Origin of the sequence: Haladaptatus sp., from assembly GCF_049589095.1 — an archaeon.
In the GTDB taxonomy this organism is placed as follows: Archaea; Halobacteriota; Halobacteria; order Halobacteriales; family Haladaptataceae; genus Haladaptatus.
On record NZ_JBAWAC010000400.1, the window covers coordinates 1 to 11,086 of the forward strand.

General features: G+C 61.5%; 12 protein-coding genes. 8 read left to right on the forward strand and 4 right to left on the reverse strand.

Translation table 11 applies throughout. The features are described from left to right. Positions 1 to 138: 138 nt before the first annotated feature. Positions 139 to 336, forward strand: a complete 198-nt coding sequence (locus WBV42_RS12565) for an HVO_0649 family zinc finger protein (protein WP_423986335.1) — start codon at positions 139 to 141, stop codon at positions 334 to 336. Here the strand turns inward: WBV42_RS12565 and gpmI are convergent. Continuing rightward, positions 333 to 1,853, reverse strand: coding sequence for a 2,3-bisphosphoglycerate-independent phosphoglycerate mutase (gpmI, locus tag WBV42_RS12570; RefSeq protein WP_423986336.1), 1,521 nt, complete (start codon positions 1,851 to 1,853; stop codon positions 333 to 335). The two genes, WBV42_RS12565 and gpmI, sit on opposite strands and share 4 nt — an antisense overlap. A 162-nt stretch (positions 1,854 to 2,015) precedes the next feature. Here gpmI and WBV42_RS12575 point away from each other — a divergent pair, with 162 nt between their 5' ends. Beyond that, positions 2,016 to 2,156 (forward strand): hypothetical protein, encoded by a 141-nt coding sequence (locus WBV42_RS12575; RefSeq protein WP_253225251.1) that lies wholly within the window; start codon positions 2,016 to 2,018, stop codon positions 2,154 to 2,156. 213 nt (positions 2,157 to 2,369) lie between these two features. Continuing rightward, complete coding sequence (locus WBV42_RS12580; protein ID WP_423986337.1) at positions 2,370 to 3,620, forward strand: DNA double-strand break repair nuclease NurA; 1,251 nt, start codon at positions 2,370 to 2,372, stop codon at positions 3,618 to 3,620. Here WBV42_RS12580 and WBV42_RS12585 read toward each other — a convergent pair. After that, on the reverse strand, positions 3,614 to 3,949 hold the full coding sequence (locus WBV42_RS12585; RefSeq protein ID WP_253225253.1) for a DUF7113 family protein: 336 nt from the start codon (positions 3,947 to 3,949) through the stop codon (positions 3,614 to 3,616). The two genes, WBV42_RS12580 and WBV42_RS12585, sit on opposite strands and share 7 nt — an antisense overlap. 171 nt (positions 3,950 to 4,120) lie before the next feature. Between WBV42_RS12585 and WBV42_RS12590 the strand changes: the two genes are divergently transcribed. After that, positions 4,121 to 5,977, forward strand: a complete 1,857-nt coding sequence (locus WBV42_RS12590) for an ATP-binding protein (RefSeq protein WP_423986338.1) — start codon at positions 4,121 to 4,123, stop codon at positions 5,975 to 5,977. 58 nt (positions 5,978 to 6,035) lie between these two features. Continuing rightward, complete coding sequence (locus WBV42_RS12595) at positions 6,036 to 6,458, forward strand: universal stress protein (protein ID WP_423986339.1); 423 nt, start codon at positions 6,036 to 6,038, stop codon at positions 6,456 to 6,458. A gap of 806 nt (positions 6,459 to 7,264) precedes the next feature. Here WBV42_RS12595 and WBV42_RS12600 read toward each other — a convergent pair. After that, positions 7,265 to 8,356: a KaiC domain-containing protein gene (locus WBV42_RS12600; protein WP_423986340.1), complete on the reverse strand. Its 1,092-nt coding sequence runs from the start codon at positions 8,354 to 8,356 to the stop codon at positions 7,265 to 7,267. A gap of 167 nt (positions 8,357 to 8,523) precedes the next feature. Here WBV42_RS12600 and WBV42_RS12605 point away from each other — a divergent pair, with 167 nt between their 5' ends. From WBV42_RS12605 to WBV42_RS12615, 3 genes are read left to right on the forward strand one after another with little or no spacing between them, the layout of a single operon-like run. Further along, positions 8,524 to 9,348 (forward strand): NAD(+)/NADH kinase, encoded by an 825-nt coding sequence (locus WBV42_RS12605; RefSeq protein WP_423986341.1) that lies wholly within the window; start codon positions 8,524 to 8,526, stop codon positions 9,346 to 9,348. Positions 9,349 to 9,396: 48 nt separating this feature from the next. Next, entirely contained in the window at positions 9,397 to 10,335 is a 939-nt protein-coding gene (gene mptA, locus WBV42_RS12610; protein WP_423986342.1) for a GTP cyclohydrolase MptA, read from the forward strand. Positions 10,336 to 10,383: 48 nt separating this feature from the next. Next, positions 10,384 to 10,560, forward strand: a complete 177-nt coding sequence (locus WBV42_RS12615) for a hypothetical protein (RefSeq protein ID WP_423986343.1) — start codon at positions 10,384 to 10,386, stop codon at positions 10,558 to 10,560. A gap of 41 nt (positions 10,561 to 10,601) precedes the next feature. Here WBV42_RS12615 and WBV42_RS12620 read toward each other — a convergent pair whose 3' ends face one another. Continuing rightward, positions 10,602 to 10,835, reverse strand: coding sequence for a hypothetical protein (locus WBV42_RS12620; RefSeq protein ID WP_423986344.1), 234 nt, complete (start codon positions 10,833 to 10,835; stop codon positions 10,602 to 10,604). Between the last annotated feature and the right edge of the window lie 251 nt (positions 10,836 to 11,086).

Here is an 11,086-nt window from a genome sequence, read left to right on the forward strand (position 1 = left end):
CCGGGTCGCTCGCGCTTCGATTGCGGAAACACCGATCGAAATCAGTTCGACTCCGGTGATCGATATCGACCGCGGCGGATTCGGGGGTGACACCCGAAGGGAGACACTGTTATGATTTAGCGTGACAAATGGTAACACATGAAACCGTACGCCAACCGCTCGCCGTTCGACCGGCTCCGGCAGCATTACGAAAGGAAGGAACGAGCGTGCGTCGAATGCGGTTACGTGGACCTCGATGCCCGGTGGAGCGTGACCAAGCGCGGCCACGAAATCCATTACCAACACGTCTGCCCACGCTGTGATAGCATCGAGACACACGTGCTCCGATACGACTAGTTTTCCAGCAGCGATTCGCCGGTCATCGCGTCAGGCTGTTCGACGCCGATGAGCGACAGGAGCGTCGGTGCGAGGTCACAGAGCGATCCCCCGCTTCGAACCGTCTTCCCGTCGTCGTCGCCGTCCGGGGAGACGTAGACGAACGGGACAGGGTTGTAGGTGTGTGCCGTGTGCGGGTCGTCCGGCGTCCCCATGTCGTCGGCGTTGCCGTGGTCCGCCGTGATGAGGACGTGTGCCCCGTGCGCTTCGAGCGTTTCCACGAGTCGCCCGAGTTGTTCGTCCACCGCCTCGACGGCTTCGACGGCGGCGTCGAAATCGCCGGTGTGGCCCACCATGTCCGGGTTCGCGTAGTTCAACACGAGCACGTCGGGGTCGTCCGAGTCGATGACCGAGATGGCCGTGTCCGTCACTTCCTCGGCGCTCATCTCCGGTTGTTGGTCGTAGGTCGGCACGTCCGGGCTCTGGATGATGCGCCGGATTTCGCCGTCGAACTCGATCTCCCGTCCGCCGTTCAGGAAGTAGGTCACGTGGGCGTACTTCTCCGATTCCGCGAGACGAAGCTGTGTCAGGTCGTGCTCCGAAAGCACCTCGCCCAGCGTGTCCTCAGGTTGATGCGGTGGGAACGCGACGGGAAGATCGAAATCGGGGTCGTACTGGGTCATCATGACGAACTCCGCGTCCGGTGGATGCGTGTCGAACGTCCACACCGGGTCGATGTCCGCGATCATCCGCGTCAGTTGCCGGGCGCGGTCCGAGCGATAGTTGAAGAAGACGACCGCATCGCCGTCCGCCAATTCGGGACCGTCCGCCACCAGCGTCGGTTTCACGAATTCATCCGTGTCGCCGCGGTCGTAGGAGTTCTCGACGGCTTCCACTGCGGTTTCGGCTTCGAACTTCGCGTCCCGGTTGACGATGGCGTCGTAGACTCGGTTCGTCCGCTCCCAGTTCTGGTCGCGGTCCATCGCGTAGTAGCGCCCGGAGACGGTGGAGACCTCTCCCGTCCCCTGCTCGTTGATGACCTCCTGCAACTCGCCGAGGAAGCCCGTCCCGCTCTCCGGCGGCGTATCTCGTCCGTCCGTAAAGGCGTGGGTGACGGCCTCGACACCGTGGTCCGCCGCGAGTTCGATGAGCGAGTACAGGTGTTTCTGGTCGGAGTGGACCCCGCCCTCGCTGACCAAGCCCATGAAGTGGACCCGGCCGTCGTGCTCGTCGGCGTAATCGAGCGCGCCGATGATGGCCTCGTTTTTGTCCAACTCACCGTCCGCGATGGCGTCGCTGATTCGCGTGTACTCCTGTCTGACCACCCGTCCCGCGCCGATGTTCAGGTGTCCGACCTCGCTGTTCCCCATCTGGCCGTCGGGTAGTCCGACCCTCCGTCCCGTCACGTCGAGCGTGCCGTACGCGCCTGACTCCGCGAGATGGTCGAAATTCGGCGTGTCCGCCGCTTCGATAGCGTTCCGGCCGCCGTCTTCGCTTCCCAATCCCCAACCGTCGAGGACGATGAGTCCCGCTTTCATATTCGATTCGTCGTCGGGGCGGGGTAACAAGTCTTCGCCTGCGGTGGAAAATGCGACCGTGACCGTGGGACGTTCCCGTTCACTTTCACTCCACGTAAGAATTCGTTTAACTATCGAGGCGGTGGTGCTTGTACTCGCTCGTCCCAAACGACGGGTGATATTATGCCCAATGGGGCACCATCGAACGGGGTTTCCGTGGCGCTCATCACCGCTGGCGCGACGATCATCGCCAGTCGAAACGACTGCGGGTGGATACTCGTCGCCGTCGGAGTACTGATAGCAAAGCGGAACTCGGGCGGATAACGGCCATCAGACGTCCATCCGCCCGAAATCTACCACTTTTGTTGTAACGCCGAGCGCGTCGCTCGACGGAACCGAGTAGGGAACGAAGCGTTTTATTCGTTGCGACAGTAATGAATTTTGACATTTCGGCGGCGGTTCCACTGCGTCCGAACCGACTCGTTTCGGTATCGAGGAACGGTATCTTTTTTCGGGGTGGACCGGGTTGGACCGAGCATGACACTCGACCCCGTTCACTTCGACGGCATCGCCGAACTGGCGGACAGGATAGAGTACGAAGGGGAAGAGCGCAACCATCGGGAACTCGCACGGGAGGTCTGGGAGAACTATCTCGACCCCCTGTACCACGACGGGATGGAGGTCCTCGCGCCGCTAACGGACCTCGAACGCCGGTGTGCGAACATCGAGGAACTCGCGCTGGAAACCGATCAGTTCGAGACGATGCACGGGTTGGATTCGGGGAGCATCAACCCGAAGGTGTTCAAGAACGGGCTGGTGGTCGACGTGGCCCACGCGGCGATGAGTTCGTCACCGTCCGACCTCGACCTGCACGACTCGCGCACGGTGGTCAAGGCGCTCCACACGAACGATGTGGAGCCAAAATTCGGTACCGAGTGGGAATCGTACAACGAGGGAAGTAAACGCCGTATCGTACACGCCCCGCGGCGGGACGAGTTCGAGCAGGACATCGTCCACGCGCTGGCGCTGTACCGCGCGGAAAGCAGACACGCGCTCGACCACGCGGAGGACGTGTCGGATCTTCTCCTGCTGGACGGGCCGGTGTACCCGAAAGGAATCATCCGCTGGCGTGACCGCGGTTCGATTCTTCCGGACCTGTTCGAGGAATCGAAGGAAGTACGGACGATTCTCGAAAACTACGTCGAATTGGTCGAGACGTTCGCCGACCGCGACGTGCCGTTGGCGGGATTCGTCAAGAACATCTCCGCGCGGTCGATAATCCGGACCCTTCGGGAGAAAGGCGTGAACACGCCGTGGGCACACGACGCCGCGTTTTTCTCGCAGGTTCTCGAACGCGGTAAGGTCACCGATGGGGAGTACGAGCGATTGACCGACGACCTGACGCTGACGAACTGGTTCGTCTCCCGGGCCGGTTCGGACGCCTTTTTCGGGGGTGACGAAGCCACCCGATACATCGACCGGAAGTTCGCACCGGAGCAGTACGACGTGACGTTCTGTGTCATCTACGACCCGCGGCAGGATCTGCTGTTCAAAATCGAAGCACCCAGGGTCTTCACGAGCGACGAGACGTGTCGTCGGCGTATCGAACGACAGGTGTTGAAAGAAATCGCGATCTCTCGAGGGCCTCCGACCGTTATCTCGAAAGCCGACTCGCTCGCCCGAATCGGGCGCAACAGCACCTACTCGTTGCTACGGAGTTTCGAGCGGTCGTTCGACAGCGAACTGGACGAAAACTACAACAACGTCCGTTGGGGACTCAATTACTGAAGTTCGCCCTTCTCCATCGAGAACTCGACTTCGCTCTCGTCCACGCCGATGCGGGCGAACTGCGTTCGGATGTGTTCTTCGGCAGCGTCGAGGGCCTGGTCACGGGTGTCGAACCCGCGCGGCATCGGGGTCTCGAACGCGACGTGGACCTCCTTGCCGGAGACCATCTGGGAGGTCCCGCCGCTCTCGACCTGATAGAACTCGTCGCAGACCCATACGTACGGCGCGTCTTCGTCCGGCGCGCCCTTGAACGTGGGTGAGCGTTCACCCCGCTCGTACAGCGTTCCTGTGAGGGTCGTCCCTCCCGCCTCGCCGCGAACGAGCAACATAGCACTCAATAGGACTCGGGAGGATAAAAGGGAAGTGGGAAACGGGGTGTGGAATGACACGGTGGTAGTCGTGGCATATAATTTACACGTGCGCGTTTTCCGTGTGAAACGCTCCCGGTCAACCGCCACCCGTGCGAAACACGTTTCAATCACGCACGAGATGGCAGGTCCATGAGCGATTTGGGCGACTTCTCGGATTTCGGGAGCGATTCCGGCGACTCGTCGGCGTCGGAATCGGCGGAAACGGACGGGGAGACTGCCGAAAACGGTGACGAGGGAAGCACGGGACGCGAGGGAACGACGGATGCAGGGCGGAACGACGGCTTCGATCGGATGGACCTCGACCCGGTCGGCGACGATTACGGTATCGGCAGTCTCGCCGTCTCCGAGGGGCTCGCCATCGGCGAGGAGAGCGACGATACCTGCCTACGGGCGTACATCACCGCGCCGAACCGGGGCGACGTGCGGATCGGGAAGTACGTGCTCGTCCCCTACCCGGACGGCGAAAAGCTGTTCTGTCGCATCACGACGCTCGAATACGCACAGGAGTTCCACAGCGACGACGCCACCGAGATTCACGCCCGCCGGGCGATGCGCAACGGGTCGATAGACGAGACGGACTACAAGTTCATGGCGACGCTGGAGCCCATCGCGGTGCTCTTCGCGGACGGCGACGACCTGAAACGGCGGATGACCGACCGCGTGCCGAAACCCGAGACGGTGGTTCGGCAGGCCAGCAACAAGGGCGAGATCAAGACGGGATTGAAGATTCCCGAGGACGGCGTCTTTCTGGGCCACCTCTCGGTCGGGGGCGAGAAGGTGCGGACGGCGGCCCAGCCGCCGACCATCGACTACCGCGTGAAGGACGATTACGACTCGGGCGACCCGCTCGTCTTCCGGCACTCGCTCGTGGCGGGCGGCACCGGGTCGGGGAAGACCCACGGCGCGAAGAACATCCTCCGGCAGTACCTCGCCGAGGAACGGACGTATCCGATGGACGACGGGCGAAACGCCCGGATTGCGGTCGTGCAGTTCGACCCGCAGGACGAGTACGCCCAGATGCACGACGACAACCCGGACGTGACGACCGAGGACGAACGCGCGTGGGAGCGCGAGGGCGTCGCCCACGGCGGCCACAGGGATACGAAAGCGTTCGTCCCGAAAGTCGGCGGCGAGTCCTACGCCGCGAGCCACCACGACGCCGAGCAGGTCGAGTTCACGATTCCGTTCTCGATGGTACGGGGCAACCAGTGGCTCGTCGCGGGCGCGAGCCTCAACGACAACCAGTACGGCGCGCTGACACACCTCCTCAATCGGTTCTTCCGAGAGCGCGGCGACGGCGGGACGTACCAGGAGTTCCTGAGTTTCCTCGACGACCCGGCGCTCCGCGAGGAACTGGACGAAACCGGACGCGTGCACGAAGCAACGTTCGACGCCGTCAAACGTCGTGCGCGCTCCGTTCCGAGCAGCGTGTTCGACCAAGCGGCGGACCCCATCACCGACCTCGTCCCGCAGTTCGTTCGCTCGGGGCGGCTGTCGGTCGTTCCGACCTATCACCTGCCGTCGAGTCGGGCGAAGGAGATGGTCGTCCTCGCCGTGTCGAGCCTGCTCATCGACGAGAAGCTCTCGAACGCGCCGGACTACTCGATCATCAAGGAGACACCGCTCCTCGTCGGGATGGACGAGGCGCACAACTTCCTCTCCAACGCGGACAGCGTGCAGGCCCGGCAGGTCATCGGCAAGTTCACCGACGCGGCCAAGCAGGGCCGCAAGGAACGACTCGGCCTCTTCCTCATCACGCAGGACCCGCAGGACATCGCGGAACCCGTGTTCAAACAGATCAACACGACCGTCGTCCTGAACCTCGGCGACGAGGACGCCATCAAGAGCGTGAACATCCCGACCACGCTGGAGAAGAAGGTGCCGTACATGGAGAAGGGCCAGATGGTCGTCTACTCGCCGGACAACTCCGAACCTGTCGAAATCACCGGCCTGCCGAAGTGCGTCACCCGCCACGGCAGGGATTGAGTCTCACGAGAGGAGAATTGGATAAAACGCTATGTGATGGCGATGTGTATCTCCACCCATGGCAGAGAAAATACTCGTTCCGATAGACGGCTCGGAGCACGCGACGAAGGCACTGTCGTACACGTTCGAGGAATTCCCGGACGCGGAGGTCACCGTCATCAACGTCATCGACCCCATCGACGTCGGCTACACGTCGACGGTCGGAATGCCCGGTTACTCCGAGGAGTGGTACGAGGACTCGAAGGAGAACGCGGAGGAGTTGTTCGCGGAGGCACAGGAGAAGGCCGACGAGTACGGGACCACGGTTTCGACGATAACCGACGTCGGGCAACCCGCCCAAACCATCGTCACTGCCGCCGAGGACTTCGACCACGTCGTGATGGGCAGCCACGGCCGTTCGGGCGTCTCCCGAATCCTTCTCGGTAGTGTCGCGGAAACGGTCGTTCGACGGTCGCCGGTTCCCGTGACCGTCGTTCGGTAATTCAGCGACGAGATTTTCACGATTGCCGGAATCGCCCAGCGATGCAACCGTCAGACGGGACTTCGGCTCCACGGAAAAATACAGCTTCTGATAATCCAACACCGTCGTGCGGAATCTGGTGCGTGTATCTCTCACACGCTCGTTTCCGTCGAATCGGACGGATCACGTCGATGCAGAAATACCAGAAGACTGATTCCAACGAAAACGATGAGAATTCCAGGGAGTAAATAGACGATATTTGGTGAGCAGTGATCCCCGGGACCACCTACCATTGAACACATCTGCCGCTGGAATCCATACCAAATCAGGATACCACCGCTAACGATACCAAGAGCGCCGATTGCCTGTAAGATACGTGTTGAATACATATCAAATGTGAACGCAAGACCCGGTAAATATCTTCTGTAAAATCGAAATAGGCCTGCGTAATTTGCACCACGAACTCACAGTCAGTGATGTGGGATTCGCACCTGTATTCAGCACGCTACCCCTGTCACGCTCTACGGGTTTCAAGGGAGTCGGGATTTCCACAACCGCTGGAAACAGCCTACGACACAGCCATCAGAAACGGCCGGTGACAGAGCCGCTAGTCGCCAATTCTTCCGGAAAATCTTCGATTTTCCGAGCCGACAACTGAACGGAGCGAAGTCCTCGTGAGTGAAACGAACGAGGGCACGGAAGACGCATCGCGTCTTCCGGAGCGAAGTGAGGGAGGAGCGCTTTTGATCGACATTTTGCCAGAGAGCCATCAGGGATGCCGACGGGACCCGTCGGCATCCCTGACAGCGACCGCAGCAAAAGGTCGTTTAGAAGAGATTGGCCTGCTGATAGACGCTGATTCCCTCGTCCGTGATGTCGTAGGGTTTGATGTCGCGGGAGTGGTTGGCGTCGCGGATCTTCTGGATTTCGATGGCGAGTCGGGTTTCGATGAATTCGTCCTCGTTTCGGACGTAGCGGAGGACGAACACGGCGTCGGTGAGGTACTCGATGATGCCGTGGCGTGAGGCGTAGGGGTTGTCGTCGCTGGCCTCGCTCGTGAGCATGGTGGTGACGCCCGCTTCCTTGAGACTGCGGGTGAAGTCGTAAATCTCGTTGCGGCGGGTGGCCTGCTCCTCGTACATCATTTCGAGGAGCGAGACGGAGTCGAGGACGAGGCGCGTAGCACCGAAATCGCGGACGAGTCCCGGTAGTTCGCTGCGGATGCTCGACAGCGAGTTGGCCATCTCGATGGGGTCCAAGTCCACGACCGCGAGTTTTCCGTCTTCGACGTACTCGTCGTAGGGCCAGCCTTTCTCGGTCGCGCTGTCCACGATTCGTTGGTGGCTTTCCTCCAGCGTGACGTAGACCGCCTTCTCGCCGCGTTCGAGGGCGTGGTTCAGGAACTGGAGTCCGAACGTGGTTTTTCCGGTCCCCGCGTTGCCGATCGCGACCATCAGGGTGTGCTGGAGGACGCCGCCCTGGATCATCCTGTCGAGACCGTCGATCCCGATGTCGATGCGTGGAATCGCGGACTCGAACTCCTCGTCGTCGAAGTCGGTACTGGACGGGCCGCCGCCGAATCCGCCGCTCCCGCCATCGAAGTCACTGCCGCCACCGAATTCGTCTGCGTCGAATCCATCGGCACCGGCGTCGCCATCGTCGTCGAAGTCCGGTTCGTTTCCGCCCATGTTGGGGGCTGATGCGAACGCGCTAGCGAAGTCGTCGTCGAACAGCGGTTTATCATCGGACTCCGCCTCCGACGACGTTTCCGGAACCGGGTCGGGGTCGTCCGCGTCCGCTTCATCCGCGTTCGTCTCGTCCGCGTCCGCCCCGTCCGCGTTTGCCTCATCCACTTCATCCGCATCGTCCGCCTCCTCATCTCGGAGTGCGGTCTCGAACCAATCGTCGTCGTCGCTCACGCCGCTTCCTCCTGGCCGTTCGTGGTTTGGCGTGGCCCGCGGCGCGGTGGTTCGGTCGTCCGCGTCCGTATCCGAGCGACAGATATCATCGTCCTGTCACTGGCACTCTGCGTAAATTAATGTTCGTGTCGGCGGCTTTTTGAGCACCGAGGGAGAACGAGGGCGTGATGAACGTCGGCATCGTCGCGCAGCGAGGAAACGAGCGGGCCGCGACACTTGCGGGGAAACTACGTGAGACACTCCGAGACGATACCGTGACGGTTCACCTCGACACGGCAACTGCCGAGCACTTGGGTATCGACGGCGTCGATGTGAGCCGAATGGCGGAAAACGATCTCGTCGTCAGCATCGGCGGCGACGGCACGTTCCTCTTCTCCGCGAGCGGTGCGGGTGGGACGCCGATACTCGGCGTGAACCTCGGCGAAGTCGGATTTCTGAACGCCGTTGCCCCGGAAGACGCCGTTCATGAGGTCCGCGAGGTCGTCAACGAATATCTGGACTCGGGCGAGATTCCGTCGCGCGAAGTGCCACGGTTGGAAGCGACCGGCGAGGGCGACTGGTCGGTCCATCCCGCGTTGAATGAAATCGTCGTGCAGGGCGCACAGCGTGGCCACGGACAGGGAATCGACTACGAGATCCACGTCGACGACGTGGAGTACGGCAGCGGCCACGCCGACGGCATATTGGTTTCGACGCCGACCGGGAGCACGGCGTACAACCTCAGCGAGGGCGGGCCGTTGGTCCACCCGAGCGTGAACGGTCTCATTCTCACCGAGATGTGCGCATCGCACCCGATGCCGCCGCTGGTGTTCGAGCCGAATCACGACGTGGAGATCCGCGTGACGAATGCAGCCTTCGCAGTCGTCGGAAGCGACGGGAAACAGGCCCGCATCGACCTTCCGGAGACGATCACCATCTCCGTGTCCTCCGAACCGGCCAGAATCGCCGGTCCGTCTCCGACGTTCTTCGAAGCGCTCGGAAAGCTCGACTAGCTGCCGGAAGCGGAAGCCTCTAATTCTGTCTCTCGTAAGGGAACCACAATGAAAGGGCAACTTCCCGACGTACAGGCGACCGAGCCTGACGTGACCGTCGGGTTGAACCGAGTGGGAGTAACCGGAGTCGAGAAACTGGTCGAGGTCGCCCGACCGGACAAACGACCGTACGTTCTCACCGCCGAATTCGACGTGCTTGTGGACCTCCCGAGTTGGCGCAAGGGCGCGGACATGAGCCGAAACATGGAGGTCGTGGACGAGGTCCTCGAAGACGCCGTCGAGGAGCCGACCTACCGCCTCGAAGACGTGTGCGGCGACGCCGCAGAACGACTGCTCGAAAAGCACGACTACACCTCGAAGGCCGAAGTCAGCATGGAAGCGGAGTTCATGGTGCGCGATACGACGCCCGAGAGCGAGCGGCCCACTCAAGCCATGGTGGACGTCATCGCTAGCGCGACCGCAACCGAGGAGGAGACCACGGAAGAGATCGGCGCGCGCGTCACCGGAATGACCGTCTGTCCCTGTTCTCAGGGCATGATGTCCGGCCGTGCGGAGGAGAAACTGCTCGACCTCGGCGTCGGCGAGCGCGAAGTCAAGGAGTTCTTGCGCGAGATTCCGCAGGCGGGTCACTCCCAGCGCGGCCACGCCACGCTCACCGTCGAGAGCGCGGGTGCGCCGGAGGTGGACCTCCACGAACTCATCGAGGTCGCCCGCGATTCGATGAGTGCGCGGATCTACAACCTCGCCAAGCGTCCCGACGAGGATCACATGACGTTTCAGGCTCACGCCGACGCGAAGTTCGTCGAGGACTGCGTGCGCGACATGGCCCACGGCGTGGTCGATACCTTCCCCGACCTGCCGGACGACGCCGTCGTGACCATGAAACAGAGCAACGACGAGTCCATCCACCAGCACAACGCCCACGCCGAGCGCGTGGCCGAGGTGGGAACCCTGCGCGAGGAAGTCGCCGAATCGGACCGCGAATAGGTCGGCGAAACAGTTTATTTTATATCATTTCGTGGACATCGACCGAGCATGATCGGTCGTGATGTGATCCTGTTCGGAATTCTGGTCGTCCTTTTCGGTGGATTTCTCTCCGTCGGCGATGGGATGGCGTTCGACCCGAACACCGGATACTGGATAATGATTCTCGGGTTGCTGATCGGCCTGTTGGGCCTCACCAACAGCGTTTCGAACGAATTCTCGGAGTGATCCACGATCCGCATCGGTTTCCCACGGAAACCGTGTGCTCGCTATCGAATCCGGACGCCGCCGACGTACAGTCCGTTGCCGAGGATGAACAGGCCGATGGCACCGTAGAGGGCGGTCGAGGCGGGGACGGTGTGCGGGTCGATGGCCCAGTCGATGATTTCGACCGCGATGAACACGAGGAGGAGACCGAACAGTTGCCGGGAGAGAGACCTCGGAAGGACGTGAACGGGACCTAAGAGGCGGCGGGACCGGGATGGGGACGTATCGGAGGACATCGTGTGATACTCTATTCGTCAGTAACAAATACGTTCTGTGTCCGGTCTGATTTTTCGTGGCCGTTTGATACGAAGGGGCTCCAACTTTGGAGCGATGAAGAAGGCCCAGAAAGTCCTGTTCGCTCCGAAGAGCGGTGATTGGTGGTTTTTTTGATTGCAGTTCTGGGAAGACGACCTCGAAAGCCCCCGCCCGTTCGCGGTCGCTGCACGGGATATTTTGGCCTCCCCACAACACACGGCCGAAATAGTAG